A 17110-nucleotide genomic window follows, 5' to 3' on the forward strand; every position below is an offset into this window, starting at 1 on the left:
TATGACTGGGCGAGAACTATAGAATTTCTTGTGAAACCTGTACTTTTCTGTATCAGCATACAGATAGGAGGTTTGTGCTGCCTGCATGAAACAGGTACGTTATGCCCTTTTGCAGAAAAGCAGGTTTTAATCATCGTCTCCCTGTTCCCGGAAAAACATAATTTACATTATGTAGTAGTTTCCCGACTGCCAAAACCGTATTTTTCCGATATGCCGCTTTTTCAGGCATACGAGATACACCTCCACTCCACCTTCTTGAAGATATCGGTTTGGGGGTGTATTTGTGCTGCGATTTTCTTCCAACCTCTGCGTAAAATCGCATTTTTTCTCGTTTTTCCGCCGAGGTCTACTTGACTTTTTTAGTTCAATAATTTATTATTTGTTATGCTTCAATCTGTTACGTAGTTTTATGTAACTTCTTACGAAACATAATGTAAATTATGTTGTAGTTTTATTTCGAAACCACAAGTCCCAGGCGTTCGATCTTACGGCGGTGCTCCGTGCCTGTGGTCATGATATAAATGCGGGTGGTATTGATGCTGCTGTGGCCCAAGATATCCGCCAGCTTGGCGATATCCTTTTCGATGCAGTAGAAAGTGCGGGCAAACAACTTGCGCAGGTTGTGGGGAAAGACCTTGGATGGCTTCACGCCGGCCGCCGCGCACAGCCTCTTCATCGCCGCCCAAATGTTGCTGCGGTTCAGGGGTTTGCCCGTGCGAGTCACAAAGATCGCCCCGGATAAGATCCGCCGCGACTTGGCATAATTCAGTAGAATATTCTTCAGCTTACTCGGAACGAAAATCGTCCGGGTCTTGTTTTTGCAGTCCACCGTCACTTCCCCACGCTTTACCGCTTCCACGGTAAAATATTGCAGCTCCGACACCCGGATCCCGGTGCTGCAGATGGTCTGGATCACCAGATTCAGCTGCTCATTCTTCTTTGAAGCCGCCAGCAGCCGCATATACTCCGCCTTGGTCAATTCCTTGTCCTCCGCGCAATAGGTCTGCTGCTGCATGCGGATATTCTTCGCCTTGCAATCGGACAGCCCCAGAAAGTCCAACAGGCTGTTCACGCTGGCCAGCATGGAATTGATGGACCGCACAGCATATCCCTGTTCCACCAGGTGCTTTTTCCAGGAGACCACCAGTTCCTTGGTGATCTCAGTACCGCTTGCATACACGCCAAAAGCTTGCACATCCCGCAGATACTTTTTCTGTGTAGCCGCACTCTTCTCCTCCCGGCAAAGATAATTCACGAACCCCTTAATTTGTTCCCTGCTTAAGGTCATAATAATTCCTCCTTAATCCTGTATGTGTATTGTACCCAAAATCAAACAACATGGGAAAAACGCCAAAAATAAAGTCCTTCCAGAATCGGAAGGACTTGCTGCATAAAAAGGCGAAAAACAGCCATCTAAACATAAAAATTCCCGGTTTCCTGAAGAAAGCGGGAATCAGGGCAAGAAAATAGGTTTCTAAGCGAAAGGGTTTACCAAAAACCAAATCGAAGCCCCACAAAGTACAAAGTCTCCTACGGGGATAGGCCGCATCCGTAAGGCGGTAAAGCCGCCAACATCTGTGCCCTGGGTTCAATTCGGAAAGGAATCGCTGGAAAAGCGCGGTGACTTTTGAAAAAAATCGCCGCAAGCGATATACCGTTTGCGGCGACGTGCCTTTCTTTGGCCCAAAAAATGCGCTATAAATCTTTACCGTTCAAAAATTTGAAGAATGCCAAACATAGATCCTGCTTGGTCATTTAGGACATCAACTTCCGCACGGATTCTCATAGCAGCCCGGCATTCATTTAGCCGTTCTTTGAGCTTCACTGCGCATGGTTTCAATCCTTGATCGATAAGGGCCTCTTGTATTTTTGTAATCACGCATCGCTTCTTCTGAATGTCTTTCTAATGATATAATCTCAGAATCAATAGAAACAATTGTCCCAGATAGATTTTTTAACTGTAAATTGACTCTCTCATACTCAGATTGAACCAACAAAATATAGTCTGTAAAATCTTTGATAGTGCCCGGTGAACTGCAAAACGGACAATTCAAAATTTGTTGACTTGGCTCATTTATCTTTCAAGATAATAGAAGGCCGTGCCAATTTCATGAGGGTATTTAATATAGTGAAGAGTTCGTGTCTCTCTTTCAAGGTATCTGCCCTTCTATAGCACTTTCCGCTCCATTCGCATCACTCTTTGACACTCTTAATTCTATGATATAATGACAGTACGGATGGAAACACGTATATTTTAATGCCCGGTGGAGAGGAGGTGGAGTGTATGGGAAAGTATACAGACGATGAGATCAGGGCAATGCCAAAGATCACCGCTAAGATTGCCGCAGATTATCTTGGCATATCCCCCATGATGGTCACCTTGGGAATGAGAAACAATGTGCTTCCAATTGGGTTTGCCATCAAAAAGGAAGATCGGTACAGTGAGAGCTGGAGCTACAACATCATCCCGGAGCGATTGATCGCCTATAACCACGGCAAGATCAATGAGGTGCAAGTGCAAAACATCGAAAAGAATTTGAATACCATCATCGGTCAGTTTGAAGAGTTGAAACACGACCTGGTTTTTCTGTTAAAAGAAAACGAGGAATTGGAGGGATAAAACAGTTTTTAGCGATCATTGCAAACTCTGAACAACCAAAGCCGCAGCCGGTTCAAGCCAGAGATGAAAAAGAAGTCAATTCGGGAATCCAGTTCATTGAGAAATGGACACCTGATTCAGACAGAGAGGAGGTGTGGGAAACTATGCTGCCCACTACGGTTGAACTGACACGGAAAGAACTCTATGAAGAGATATGGAAAATATCAGTGGCAGGAGTTGCGAAAAAGTATGGCATCCCATATGCCAAGTGTATGGCGCAGATTAAGGCGGCTAAGATCCCCATTCCGCCCTCTGGCTACTGGACCAAGATCAGTTTTGGGAAGCCAGTAGAACAGATACCCTTTCAAGGGACAGCAGATGAGGTTGTTACGCTATCCGCGGAAGAGTTTCAGCGATATCATACACCAACAGCAGAGCCCCCTTCCCAGCCCGCCTCTTCTCAAGAAGGGACAGTACGATCATCTTCAGATACCTCTTCTCCTGTGGAGCCAGCAATACAGGAACCATCGGGGAATGATGTCTCTAAACCGGCCGACATACCACCAAAGACGGTTCAGCAACTCGGAAAGACGTATCATGTATACGACCGTGAGACACTCTATCAGGAAGTATGGGCCATGCCTGTGACAGAGGTGGCCAAGCGATACCAAGTCTCTGATGCCGCGATCCATAAAGTCTGCAAGTCGCTGGATATTCCTACCCCGCCCCAGGGATATTGGGCTAAATTGCGGGCAGGAAAACCTGTGAAACAACTCCCCCTTCCGCCTGGAGGCGAAAAGAGAAAGCTGGGGGTACATACCGGGATCGATCATTTGGGAGGAACTGGAGGAAAAGCGTCCCAGCTGGCTTTTCTGACTGAGGAAGAAAGACAAGTGGCGCTGAATGTGGCTGCACAGATCCTGCTGCCTCAGGAACATGCCCGAATGTTGCCGGAGATCGTGGCCCATCGGAAGAAGATCACAGAGTGGAGCAAACAGAAGCGGCAGCAGGAGCGGGAATTCGGTGCAAACTGGAACCGTGGAAGAAGGGAGAACCCTCCGTTATTTTCGGAAGGGATCTCAGAAGAGCAACAGCCGCGTGTATTTCGATTGATTGATGCGCTTGCCAAAGCTATGAAACCGCTGGGGTGGCAACTGACCGGAGAGCTGCAGTTTGCAATGGACCAGGAGACGGTTACCCTTACATTTTCCGAAGCAACAGACCGGGTCCCTCATACTCCGACGAAAGAGGAGAATCTCGAACTGTTGAAATACGAAGAAGAGCGGAAAAAACATTCCTGGGCCAGCAAGCCTCAGATCCGAAAATATGATGCCATTTATAATGGCCGCCTGAGTGTATCGATCAATGGTGCGAGAACCTTTCGTGATTGTCGCTCCTATGTTCTGGAAGACCGTTTGGGGGATATGATGCTTGCCATCTATGAAGAGGCCGAGCGGCTTAAGCAAGTTCGCTTGGACCGAGAAGAAGCTGAGCGGCAGCGCCAGGAACAGGAGCGAAAACGAGAGGAGCTCCGCAAACGATATAATGCGGAAGTGGATCGGACGCAAGCCCTTGTAAGCAGTGCAGAGGACTATGAGACCGCATGTAGGATCCGGAGATATGTTTCTGCTATGGAAAGAGCGCACCCGGATCAGGATCTCTCTGAATGGGCATCCTGGGCGCGGGCAAAAGCAGATTGGTACGATCCTACAATTGCGAAAGAAGATGAGCTTCTGGGAAAGCGAGAACATGGGGCAGACCGCGAGAGGAAGGAGCCTAAGCACAAAGGATACTGGTGGTAAATGTGATTACACATAGCGATAAGCTGCGCATTTCCGCACAACTGAAAGGGCAGGTTTTTAGAAATAGGCGTATCAGTATTTGGCAGGATATAGCCAAAGAATAGAAAGTTCCTGCGAAAAGAGCAAATCTCGTGAACTTGCATTGCCATGCGGAACACTCGTCCATAAACTCCAGGGGCAACCAAGATACGGTATTCTTACTGTGATATGCAGTGTGGTTCCAAGTCATTGCTCTTAAGATATTTCATGGCCCATTTGTTGGCAGATGCTTCGTTATCATAGGCGACTTTTTAAGCTACATTTGCGAATCAAAATCGGCAGAGCAACTATAGTCTGCTTTCAGTTATCACGGCGTGAGAACTCACGAAAGGGCTTTGGCGCCATTTTAAGATGTGGTCGTTCATGTGGTCAAAAACGCTTCTTGACCAGGGCGCAGTGGTGTGCGCCGGTCCCGGTCAGGAAGCGTTTTTCGTGGGTTCAGGTTTGAGGTATTGTAACTCTGAGGGAGCGGTTATACAAATTATTTCTGAGAGACAAGGTTCCACAGTCAAAGAAGGGATTTGTTTGACGGGGCGGCCAGGTAATGGTAAGATGTAAACAACCATACATTCCGGATAGATCATCGAGACGGCAAAGGAGGCGGCCCATGATCGACTTCTCTAAAATAGAACAGTATCGTGAGAACAACCGCATCGAGGCCAAGAAAGCGCTGGGCGGCCTGCCTCACAGTATCTGGGAGACCTACTCCGCCTTTGCCAACACACTGGGCGGCATCATCCTGCTGGGAGTGGAGGAGCACAAGGATCACTCTCTGCACACCATTGATCTGCCTGACCCGGAGCGGCTGATCAAAGAGTTCTGGGATATTGTCAATAACCCCAACAAGGCCAGTGTCAACCTGATGTCCTCCAAGGATGTCTTTGTGCAGGAAGTGGACGGCGACCACATCGTGGTGATCCAGGTCCCCCGAGCCGAGCGCTGCTACAAGCCGGTCTATGTGGAAGGCAATCCCCTCTGTACATATCGCCGCAACGGCGAGGGCGACTACCGCTGCACCAGAGAGGAATACCAGGCCATGGTCCGGGATGCCTCTGTGAAAACTCAGGATATGCTGGTTCTGAACGAGATGGATCTGACCGTGTTCAACAAGGAGAGTATCCGCAGTTACCGTCAGCGGATGCGGCTCTCCCGTCCCGGCCATGTCTGGGAGGCGCTGGAGGATGAGAATTTTCTCCTGAAGCTGGGGGCTGTCGGGATCGGCTCCGATGGGAAGAAGCACCCCACTTCCGCGGGACTGCTCATGTTCGGCAACGAGTACGACATCGTGAGGGAGTATCATACCTACTTCCTGGACTATCAGGAGCAGTACGATGCCGATACCCGCTGGACAAACCGAATCATTTCTTCCTCCGGCGACTGGAGCGGCAATGTGTACGATTTCTATTTCCACGTGTATAACAAACTGCCCCAGGATATCAAGGTGCCCTTCAAGATGGACGGCGACACCAGAGCGGATGATACACCGGTGCATCAGGCCCTTCGGGAAGCACTGGCAAACTGCCTTATCAACGCCGACTATTACGGCAGGCAGGGCCTGGTCGTCATCAAAACGCGGGACGCCATCACCATATCCAACCCAGGTGGCTTCCGCATTGAGATCGACACGGCAAAGAGCGGCGGCATTTCCGACCCCCGCAATGGCGCTATGCAGAAGATGTTCAATCTGATCGATATCGGCGCATGTGCCGGCAGCGGCATCCCCAATATCTACCGCGTCTGGCGAGAGCAAGGATGGGTGACGCCGACGATTACCGAAACCTTTGAGCCAAACCGAACCACACTCACCCTTGCCTTCAAAACGGTCGGCGATGAAGGAACAGCGATAACCAACGCCAGAAAGAAAACGGCAATGAGCGGTAAGGTAAATGAAAGCATCATTACGTATCTCACCGATCACCCGGAAGCGAAGGCATCGGCAATCGCAGAGTACATTGGCCTGAAGCCATCCCGCACGCGGGATTACCTCAAAGAGCTGATTTCAGAAGACATCGTTGCAGCAGAGGGCGGCAGTCGAAACAGAACGTATCGGCTGAAGTCCTAACAGTCCGCCGGCTGAAGAGCCGATGCACTTTGACGGGGGAACAAATTGCCGCGTGCCAGCTGTGTCCAGCGTTCTTGTCCTTAGTGGTTGCAGGCATTCCATATGAATATTTGAGGCGAAATTTTGTGGATACAAAAGAAGAAAACCTGCTTTTTGATTCATTCAAAAAGCAGGTTTTCAGTTCTGCCCAGTAATGACTGGCTCCCCGCTGATCCGGCTGATCTTTCAAAACAGCAAGCACATCTACAGCAGAGAAGAACCACTCTCCTTTTCCCTCATCTTACGCGGTGCGGATACGCTTATCCTCAAAAAGCTGGATCTTGAGATATATCAGGTATTCCTGCGGAAAAACACCTTGTTTGGCGGGAAAATCCCTTGTCTACTCGGCATTTCCTGCTTAAAATACAGGTTCTTATCTGCGCCTCTTGCCTCCGAAGAGCGTGCCCATCAGGCCCCGCTTCAAAATCTGCCCGCTGGCGCTGATGAGCTGGCTTTCGATCTTGGCACGACGGCGCTCCGCCGCCTTCTGGCGGGCGGCCTCCTCCCGCTCCAGCTGCTTCTCGTACCGCTTCCGAGCGGCCTCCTCCTCTTTTTCCGCCTTTTTCCGGGCAGCCTCGGCCTCCTTCTCGGCCTTCTTTCGGGCGGCCTCCTCTTCTTTCTTCTTCTGGGCCTCGTAGGCGGCCTTCTCCTTCTCGAAGGCCTCCCGCTCCGCGGCCAGCTTCTTGGCCTCCTCTTCCGCCTCCTTCTGCTCGGCAAGCATCTCGTAGGCGGACTCGCTGTCCACCGCCTGGTCGTACTTGCCCATCCCGTCAGCGGCAAGGACGGCCTGCCTGTTCGCCTCTCCGGCGGGGGCCATCAGGCTCTGGGGGCAGACGATGGAGGTGTTCTGCACCATTCCCGGCACGCCCTCCGCGTCCAGCACCGACACCAGGGCGTGGCCCACCCCAAGCTCCATGATGACGTCCTCCGTCTTAAATGAGGGATTGGCCCGGAACGCCTGGGCCGCGGCCTTGACGGCCTTCTGCTCGGCGGGGGTGTAGGCCCGGAGGGCGTGCTGCACCCGGTGGGAGAGCTGAGCCAGGACAGAGTCGGGAATGTCGCTGGGGCTCTGGGTGACGAAGTAGATGCCCACCCCCTTGGAGCGGATCAGCTTCACCACCTGCTCGATCTTCTGCACCAGCGCCTTCGGCGCATCGGAAAACAGCATGTGGGCCTCGTCGAAGAAAAACACTAGCTTGGGCTTGTCCAGGTCGCCTGCCTCGGGCAGGCGTTCGAACAGCTCCGAGATCATCCACAGCATGAAGCTGGCGTACAGGGTGGGGTTCTGGACCAGCTTCACGCAATTGAGCACGTTCACCATTCCCCGGCCGTCCGGGGCGAGGCGCATCCAGTCGGCAATGTCCAGGTCCGGCTCCCCGAAGAACAGACCGCCGCCCTGGCTCTCCAGAGGCAGCAGCGAGCGGAGGATGCCCCCCAGGGACTGGCTGGCAATGGCGCCGTAGGTGGTGCTGTACTCCTCCCGGTGTTCCCCCACATAGCCCAGCAGGGCGCGCAGGTCCTTTAAGTCCAGCAGCAGCAGACCCTTGTCGTCAGCGATGCGGAAGACGATGTTCAGCACTCCCTGCTGGGCGTCGGTCAGATTCAAAATGCGTGCCAGAAGGTCGGGGCCCATGTCGGAAACGGTGGCCCGGACCGGGTGGCCGGCCTCCTGGTAGATGTCCCAGAATACAGTGGGATACCCCCTGTAGGCGAAGGAATCCCGGAGGCCGAATTTGTCGATCCGCTTCTCCATGCCGTCGCTCTTCACGCCCTCCTGGCAGATGCCGGACACATCCCCCTTCACGTCACACAGGAATACCGGGACCCCGGCGTCGGAGAAGGACTCCGCCATCACCTTCATGGTGATGGTCTTGCCGGTGCCGCTGGCCCCGGCAATCAGGCCATGGCGGTTGGCCATATTCAGTGGTAAATGGATCCGCGCCCCGTCCTCCGACAGTCCCAGGTAGATGCCGTCGCTTGTGTACATGTTCCATCCCTCCATAGTATTGATTCGCGCTGGGATCAGTATACTATTCCGCATCCCTCCGCGCAACTATTTTCTTCCATCGGCCGTTGAAAGCGGAGGAGTCCGGATTTTTGGACGCGGAGCGAGTGAAGAACAGCGGGGCCTATCTGGCGGAAAACCAGTTCGACACTTCTGCCCTGGTGTGGACGGAGAAGGGGTCTCAGAAGGTCGAACCGACTCCGTCAAGAGGACAAAGAAGAAATACAAAAAACGACAAACTTCGATAAGAAGTTTGTCGTTTTTGGTCCGAGTGGGGAGACTCGAACTCCCGGCATCTTGCTCCCAAACTTAGTGAGAGAACTTTTTCCGCTTGTTTTTGGTGGTTTTTAGCCATTTTCTATCGGTCTCAGTTACTTTTTAAGCATCTCCGAGCAGACTGTTTCCGGGTGTTCCGGCCCGCTCTGTAGTAATCTATGTGGTCAAAAACGCTTCCCGCCCGGTTTTCGGTGAACATTCACCGGTACCAAGCAGGAAGCGTTTCGCATTTTATGTCGGTCGTATTGTAACTCTGAGCGAGGGGTTATGCAAGTGATTTCTGCGAGAAGCGTAGCTCAAAGTTTGAGGGGCAATAAACAAAGAAATAGGGGCTCCCTGTTCACTGTCCGTAGTAGGCCAAAATCTACAAGAAAATATATCCTCATATATGCTTCGACAGATTGCAATCATTCGCCAAATGGTATATAATATACTTGGTATATTCGATACATCAAGAAATCTTGCCATGGGATAGACGCGGATCTCAGATCCTCGTTCCTTTTGTAGTAGCATTAACTGTACCCAAAAGTATGGCCATACCTTGTGGTAGGTCTATTTTGTTTTTGATGGAGTGTGAATTATGGATTACATTTCGATTGCAGAAGCTGCAGAAAAATGGGGAATCACTCGGCGTCGTGTTCAGACTCTTTGCTCACAAAATAGGATACCAGGGCTGACAAAGTTCGGGAAATCTTGGGCGATTCCTAAAGATGCTGAAAAGCCTGCGGATGCGCGGAAAAAGTGTGCACAAGTGCTCAAAGGGAATTAGTCCTTGATGTCCTGTTTAATGGACATCAGATATGTTATCCTATGACTTAATGTGGAGATAACACACCCGTTTCCAATGATTATATGTAGGAGAATCTAAAAATGTGGTGTAAGAACTGCAATATTGAAACAAATGAGCCATTTTGCCCTGTGTGTGGCTCCGCGACAATTGAAGATTTGCCTACTGAAGTGTATTGGTGTGCCCATTGTGAGGTCCCGGTCATTCAAGTAGTTACACAGGCAGATAAAGGATACTGCCCTCTCTGTGCTAAGAAAATGAAGTATTTGTCCGCAGATTTGAGACCGGTATTCCCAGAGGAACGACTATTGTTGGAGCTTCTTTTGGGAGAAGAACCATGCGCCTTTGTAGGGAAATCTGTCTGGGCCGCAAATAGCAGGTATTATATTAACGGAAAACCCATCTCAATCTCGAGCAAAACATTTCAAGAAGCTGATGCTGAAACATTAGCTCAGAAGTTGGATAAATACAAATCTCAGAATACATATACCTATTTTGAAGAGCATATTGCTCAATTCATCAAAGCTAATCAATTGCATTTGCACTACTTAAAGGACGAAGCCTATGCCTTCATAAATACGGCAGCAGAAAAATTTGATGAAGAACACATTGTACTATCTTTTTCCGGGGGCAAAGACTCAACAGTGACTGCAGATCTCGTTATCAAAGCACTCAGCAATCCAAGCTTAGTACATATTTTTGGCGATACCACATTGGAATTCCCATCTACGATTGAGTATGCAACGAGATATCGAAAAAAACATCCTCGCGCAATATTCCAGACAGCAAAAAACAAGGAACAGGATTTTTATAATGTCTGTGACGATATTGGCCCCCCTGCAAGAATGATGCGCTGGTGCTGTTCTATGTTTAAGACTGGACCGATTACCAGAGTCATTAATAGCTTGTATCGCAATGAACAGATCCTAACCTTTTATGGAATAAGGAAATCAGAATCTGTAAGTCGTAGTAAATATAACCGAATTGAAGATGATGCAGAGTCTGTCAAAATTCAGCAGCAAACTGTTGCGTCGCCTATTTTCTTCTGGAAAGACTTTGATATTTGGCTTTATCTCCTTTCGGAAAAAGTGGACTTTAACGATGCATACAGATTGGGATATGACCGTGTCGGTTGTTGGTGTTGTCCCAACAACAATCAACGCGCACAGTTTTTATCCAGAATCTATATGCCAGAGCAGTCCAAAAAGTGGAGAGACTTTCTAATAAGCTTTGCAAAAAAAATTGGAAAACCAGATGCAGAAGTATATGTAGATTCAGGAAAATGGAAAGCTCGCCAAGGAGGAAACGGCTTGCCTGCAGCTGGTGATGTAAAAATCCGCTTCACAAATTGTACAACTGAAGATCACGCTAAGATCTATAGTTTAGTTCGCCCTCTGGATGATGATCTGATTGGCATGTTTACTCCGTTTGGCAGAGTTGCCCCTGAGCTGGGTCAGAAACTGCTACATGAGGTTTTAGTTCTGGACATTAAAACTAATGTCCCCATAATTTCAATTCAGCCGTTTGGTCAGGATGGATTCAAGCACGCGGTTAAAGTCAGAACTATGAATGTGGCTGATCACGAATCGTTGCAGAGGATGATAGGATATCAAATTCGCAAGTTCAATGCTTGCCGTAAATGTTTGAAATGCGAATCACTGTGCAGAGCGGGGGCAATTTCTATTGTTGGAGATAGTTATTACATTAATCCTGATAAATGTGTTCGTTGCAAGATGTGTGTTACCGCCAAGTATTTGGATGGTGGCTGCATGATGGATAAATACCTGAGAACAAAGTAAGGCATTTGGAGGTATGTACCGATGGCTATGAAATTTCGTGCCCATGATACATTTTTTATAAGAAAGGGTTGGCTGAGCAAGGGCATGAAGCATGTCCACAACAAGCCAGACGTCTTTGTTGATCGGGACGAAAATCCAACTGATGTGCTCGGTATCGGTACAAATATGGTAAAGGCTCTGCGTTATTGGTTGCAAGCTGTTGGCATAACCCAGGAGCCAGCAACCGGAAGGCGAGTTCAAGCTTTTACTGATCTGGGAATCCGGATTTATGAACACGACCGCTTCATCGAAGAGCTCGGGACCCTACATCTTTTGCATTACAAGTTGGCCTCAAATAGAGAGGACGCAACAGCGTGGTATTATTTCTTTAATGAGTTCAAGATGACCGAATTCACAAGAGAGGACTTTGTTTCAGCTTTACAAAATTACGTGTTAATGAGCGAGGAAAACATCTCTGTTGCCATTCGTTCTCTCAATGATGATTTCGCATGCATTGTAAACACCTATTTGCCGAGATATAAATCCAATCCCGGTAAAGTATCTCCCGAAAATAATATTGATTGTCCTTTTGGAGAGTTGGGTTTCATCGATATTTTGAGCAAGGAAAAGCATACCTATAAAAAGTCGATCCCTGCAGCAAAGAGCTTTAATCCTTGGGTGATCCTCGCTGTAATTTTTGATCAGGTAGAAGGCCGAGGAGAAATCGCACTAAACGAGCTGCTAACAGCACCTTGCAACATTGGTCGCATTTTTAATCTCGATGCTATCACAATGCTTGATATTCTTCATCGTGTAGAAAAAATAGGTGAAATAAAAATAATTCGAACCGCTGGCCTGGATATTGTCCACCTAAACAATCAGAGAACCTTCCAAGAGTGCGTGGACAAGTATTATGAAAGTATTGAAGAGTAATTTTAGGAGAAATCAGAAATGAGTAATATGATTTCTGTTGCTTCCGGTTTTCAATATTCAGTCAATATTGGTTATGACCTGAACAACGATGATAAACTGAAAAACTTCATACCGACCCAGTCTGCGCTCAATCTCCTGGAGGACATTCTTCTGAGTACCCGAGTCACGTCTACAGAAAGAGCTCGGGTCTTAATTGGTGCCTACGGAAAAGGAAAGTCTCACATCATTTTGATGAACCTTTCCATGCTCATGAAGAGAGATCTGTCTTTATTTGAGAAGCTCTTGCCTAAGCTTGTCGAGAACGAGCATCTTCGTCAATGCGTACAAAATTATTATGAGAGTGACCAGAAGATTCTCCCAGTGATTATTAATGGCAGCAATACCAGTCTTCCGCAAGCGTTTCTCCTGGCACTTCAAAGGACACTGGCTGAAAACGACCTGATGGATATCATGCCGGAGACAAACTACAAAGCCGCAGTTGCAGTAATTCAGAGATGGAAAACTGAATTCCCGGATACTTATATGCAACTGCAAAAGGCAATTGATGAACCCATTGGAAAATTTGTTGAGGATCTTGAAGATTACAGCATTACGGCTTATGAGAAGTTTGAGCGTATATATCCCACATTAACTGCCGGTAGTGTGTTCAGCCCCTTCCTGGGTTTCAATGTTGTTGATCTATACGAGAGTGCTGTCCGAGGATTGCGTTCAAGAGGATATACAGGCATTTATGTTGTCTATGATGAGTTTAGCAAATTCTTAGAAGCAAACATTTCTGAAGCATCTGTGAGTGACACAAAAATGCTTCAGGACTTCGCAGAAAAGTGTAATCGTAGTGGCGAATATCAGATGCATCTAATGCTTATTTCGCACAAAGAAATTGCTAACTACATTGACACGCTCCCGAAGCAAAAGGTTGACGGCTGGAGAGGGGTATCCGAGCGTTTTAAGCACATTCATCTTAATAACAACTTTGCTCAGACCTATGAAATCATTGCGTCTGTTATTCAGAAAGATGCTTCCATGTGGACAGCATTTAGCCAGCAGCATAAGGATGAATTCGATAGCGTAAAGCATCGCTACATTAACCATGCAATTTTTGCAGACGACGCAAAAAAAGATTTAGAACATGTCATTTATAATTGCTATCCCCTCCATCCCATTTCAACTTTTATGCTTCCCAGGCTCTCTGAGCGCGTTGCTCAGAATGAAAGAACACTTTTTACTTTCCTGTCTGCAGATGGAACTTCTACATTGCCGGAGTTCCTTGCACATTATGATGATCAAAGCTTCGATGTAATCACGCCTGACAATATTTACGATTATTTTGAGCCTCTGTTCAGAAAAGAGGTTTATTCCGGAGAGATCCATCAAACCTACTTGTTGACTGCGGCTATATTGCCCAAATTGCAGCCAGATTCGTTGGAAAGTAGAATTGTAAAGACACTGGCACTTATCTATATTCTGGAACAATTTGAAAAGCTCAAGCCTTCAAAAGATGAGATCGTTGGTATTTTCTCTGTCAACTATTCCGTCGACGAAATTGAAACAGCAATTACCACTCTAATTGAAAAAGAATATGTAGTCTACTTGAAGCGCAGCAATGACTACTTGCGCCTAAAGCAAACCTCGGGCGTCGATATTGGGCAAAAGATTCGTGACACTGTTGCCGCCCTCTCTGGCAAGGTTTCCACAAAGGCTACGCTGAATGCATCGAACTTTGACAACTACATCTATCCCTCAAGATATAATGATCAAAAAGAGATGACCCGTTATTTCTCTTTCGAGTTCATTGAGGAGAACGAGGTTCAGCTTGATACTGATTGGTCAATCAAGAGTGAGGCATATGACGCTGATGGCGTAGTGTATGGAATCATTCCAGAAAGCGACGAGTCCATCAGCCGACTGTACGATGCGATCATGCAATCCAGTGCTGGTCATCATCGTTGCATTTTCATTCTTCCAAAAAAATACACGAAGATTGCTGATCTTATTCAAGAGTTTAATGCCCTTGCGTTATTGAGAGAGCAAGCAGCTGGGGACAAAGTATTGTTCGATGAGTATGAAGTAGTATACGAGGATCTTCGGGAAGTCATTTCTGACTACATAAGCACCTATACCCGCCCAGAAAGTTATAAATCCGCTTATATCTATATGGGTGAAGAACGAATAATTACACGAAAAGCTGCTCTTACCGGACTGGTGTCGGACATTTGTGATAGGGTATATTCTCGCACACCAGTTATTAATAACGAGGCAATCAACCGTAATGAGATCACATCTATTGCGAATAACAGCAGGAACAGAATTATTGCCGGCTTACTAAGAAATGAGCTGGAATATAATTTGGGATTAGCAGGATCTGGCCAGGAAGTTTCCATTATGAGAAGCACGCTTCTCCGCACTGGGATCCTTGTAACAGAAAACTCGTTGACCAGAATTAATCTGTATCCTGAAGATGAATTGATTAAAAACATGCTGGCCACGATTATAGGTTTCATTCAGGACACAAAAACCCAGGGCAGGCTTTCCTTTGCCGAGCTCTATCGTCGTCTGATATCCCCGGAGAACAACATAGGTCTCCGAAAGGGGCTTATCCCCATCTATTTAGCAGCGGTGTTTCATGAGTTTAAGCAGGAACTGATTCTGGAAGACAGATTTGGACAAGTTCCATTAACCGCCGATGTATTGCTCCAGATAAACGCTAACCCTAATAGTTTCTCTTTAGCTTACCTGGACTGGAATCCAGAAAAAGCAGAATTCATTCAGCAGCTGGCAGAAATTTTTTCTGATTATGTCATCGAAGCCGAAAGAATGGCTAACTCATATGACTATGTGGTTTCTGCTATGAAACGCTGGTATATGGCACTACCAAAGTACACCAAAGAACTAAAATGGACTGTAAAAGGCCAGAAAGTTGATAAACGCCACTCCGCGATGATCCGTTTGCTAAAGCAAAGTGCTGGCGGGCATGAATTGCTGTTTGAAAAGCTTCCATCCGCGTTTGAATACACGGGTCAGTTTAGCGTTGGCTTGGCCGAAAATATTGCAGCTGCGAAAAAATACTACGACAACTGCATAGCGCAATTGAAGAAAGACCTTATTCAAACAGTAAAAGAGCTCTTTAGCATTTCGCCAAACACATCTAATCTCAAGTCTGTCTCACTAACGTCAGTCATTAAAGATTGGTGCGAAAGTCTTGATGAAAGAGTGTTCGAGCAGTTGTTTGCTGATGGCACAGAAAAGTGCCTGGGATTATTTAAAACAGCGACAAACGATGAGGAAACTCTAATTGCGCGACTCGCCAAAACTGTTACGGATCTTCGTCTTGAAGACTGGGACAACAGCACATATGATCGTTTTGTTACTAACCTTCAAAAATGCAAAGCCTCTGCTGAAGAATATCACAGTGTTGAATCATCGGCAGAGGAGACACCAGCAAGCGCCTATCAAGTTACCTTTGTTGACACGCAAGGTGTTTCGGTAACAAAGAGATTCTCTCGCATTGACTATAGCAAGCGAGGACAGCTCTTATACAATCAAGTTTCAGATGCGCTGTCTTCCATGGGGCAGTCTATTTCCGAACAGGAAAAGAGACAAATTATAATGGATATTCTAAAAGAATTGTGTTAGGAGGGAGTTTCGTGGCCTACTTCGACAATGCAGCAACAACATATCCCAAACCGGAAACGGTCTACACCAGTATGGACCAGTTCTATAGGCTGAATGGTGCTAACGCAGGAAGGGGCCGCTATAACCTTGCGCAGAGTGCTAACGCCCTGATTGGCGAAACCCGGGCGTTAGTACAAGAACTATTGCACTGCCCGACAAAGCAAGTTATCTTTACTCCCTCTGCTACAATTTCTCTGAATATTATCATTCAAGGAATGATTCAAAAAGGAGTAAAGACCGTTTATATTAGCCCATTTGAGCATAACGCAGTGACCCGGACGCTACATCATTTTGAAGCATCAGGATCTATTTTTGTTCACCAGTTATCCGTTTCAAAAGATATGAAATACGACCTTGATCGGATAAGATATCAATTTGAGGCAAATCGCCCGGATTTCGTCATTATCAGTCATGCAAGTAATGTATTTGGATTAATTGCACCTGTAGCTGAGATTTGTGCTTTGGCCAAGAAGTTTGATGCAGTTACTTTGATTGACATGGCACAAACTGCAGGGCTCGTTGATTGTGATCTTGGCCTTAATGTATTCGATTTTGCTGTTTTTGCCGGCCATAAGACCTTATATGGACCTACAGGAATTTCTGGATTCGTTATGAACCCATTGATTGATTTGCCTCCTGTGATTTTTGGTGGAACAGGGTTTGAGTCAGCCAACCAGAATATGCCTACAAATCTGCCTGAGCGATACGAAATGGGGACAATGAACATTTCCGGCATAGCTGGTTTAAACGCTGCTCTTAAATGGAAGTTAGCCCAGGGTGTTGAAGCATTTTGGCAGAAAGAACAGGAACACCGAAGGAAATTGCTTTCACTTCTGCAAGAGTATTGGTTTATTAGAGTAGTTGGCAACTATCCGGACTGTAACTATGTTGGGATTGTTTCATGCTTAATCGAGGGAATTAGTAGCGATAGCGCGGGGGAAATCTTTGATCGGTGTGGTATTGCTGTTAGAACAGGATTACAGTGTGCACCATTTGCTCATCAATTCGCGGGAACACATCCAGCTGGAACGGTTCGGTTTAGTGTGGGATACTTTACTTCAGAAGATGATTTTGAGCAGCTAAGAGAAGCCCTCGATTACATCGAAGAAAACTTATGA

Annotated in this window: 10 protein-coding genes; 8 read left to right on the forward strand and 2 right to left on the reverse strand. The window is 47.1% G+C overall.

Annotation, left to right across the window (positions count from 1 at the left end; genetic code table 11):
- Positions 1-451: 451 nt before the first annotated feature.
- Entirely contained in the window at positions 452-1288 is an 837-nt protein-coding gene (locus Q0Z71_RS02440; protein WP_298017729.1) for a tyrosine-type recombinase/integrase, read from the reverse strand.
- A gap of 996 nt (positions 1289-2284) precedes the next feature.
- On the opposite strand from Q0Z71_RS02440, the gene Q0Z71_RS02445 reads away from it, so the two are divergent.
- The 3 genes from Q0Z71_RS02445 to Q0Z71_RS02455 all read left to right on the forward strand — a co-directional run bounded on the left by Q0Z71_RS02445 (position 2285) and on the right by Q0Z71_RS02455 (position 6502).
- Positions 2285-2620, forward strand: a complete 336-nt coding sequence (locus Q0Z71_RS02445; protein WP_298017731.1) for a hypothetical protein — start codon at positions 2285-2287, stop codon at positions 2618-2620.
- Between the two features lie 143 nt (positions 2621-2763).
- Positions 2764-4401 carry a hypothetical protein gene (locus Q0Z71_RS02450; protein ID WP_298017733.1) on the forward strand — a complete coding sequence of 546 codons (1638 nt, stop codon included), beginning with the start codon at positions 2764-2766 and terminating at the stop codon, positions 4399-4401.
- A gap of 646 nt (positions 4402-5047) precedes the next feature.
- Entirely contained in the window at positions 5048-6502 is a 1455-nt protein-coding gene (locus tag Q0Z71_RS02455) for an RNA-binding domain-containing protein (RefSeq protein ID WP_298017736.1), read from the forward strand.
- Positions 6503-6914: 412 nt separating this feature from the next.
- On the opposite strand, the gene Q0Z71_RS02460 is transcribed toward Q0Z71_RS02455, so the two are convergent.
- Complete coding sequence (locus Q0Z71_RS02460) at positions 6915-8528, reverse strand: helicase HerA-like domain-containing protein (protein WP_298017737.1); 1614 nt, start codon at positions 8526-8528, stop codon at positions 6915-6917.
- 874 nt (positions 8529-9402) lie between these two features.
- On the opposite strand from Q0Z71_RS02460, the gene Q0Z71_RS02465 reads away from it, so the two are divergent.
- The 5 genes from Q0Z71_RS02465 to Q0Z71_RS02485 all read left to right on the forward strand — a co-directional run bounded on the left by Q0Z71_RS02465 (position 9403) and on the right by Q0Z71_RS02485 (position 17110).
- Entirely contained in the window at positions 9403-9591 is a 189-nt protein-coding gene (locus Q0Z71_RS02465) for a helix-turn-helix domain-containing protein (RefSeq protein ID WP_298017739.1), read from the forward strand.
- A gap of 101 nt (positions 9592-9692) precedes the next feature.
- Complete coding sequence (locus tag Q0Z71_RS02470; RefSeq protein ID WP_298017743.1) at positions 9693-11408, forward strand: phosphoadenosine phosphosulfate reductase family protein; 1716 nt, start codon at positions 9693-9695, stop codon at positions 11406-11408.
- Between the two features lie 21 nt (positions 11409-11429).
- Positions 11430-12320, forward strand: coding sequence for a DUF4007 family protein (locus Q0Z71_RS02475; protein WP_298017745.1), 891 nt, complete (start codon positions 11430-11432; stop codon positions 12318-12320).
- 18 nt (positions 12321-12338) lie between these two features.
- Positions 12339-15953, forward strand: coding sequence for a restriction endonuclease subunit S (locus tag Q0Z71_RS02480; RefSeq protein WP_298017748.1), 3615 nt, complete (start codon positions 12339-12341; stop codon positions 15951-15953).
- 11 nt (positions 15954-15964) lie between these two features.
- Positions 15965-17110, forward strand: coding sequence for an aminotransferase class V-fold PLP-dependent enzyme (locus Q0Z71_RS02485; RefSeq protein ID WP_298017750.1), 1146 nt, complete (start codon positions 15965-15967; stop codon positions 17108-17110).

It is taken from the genome of uncultured Dysosmobacter sp., assembly GCF_947631635.1.
Taxonomy (GTDB): Bacteria; Bacillota; Clostridia; order Oscillospirales; family Oscillospiraceae; genus Oscillibacter.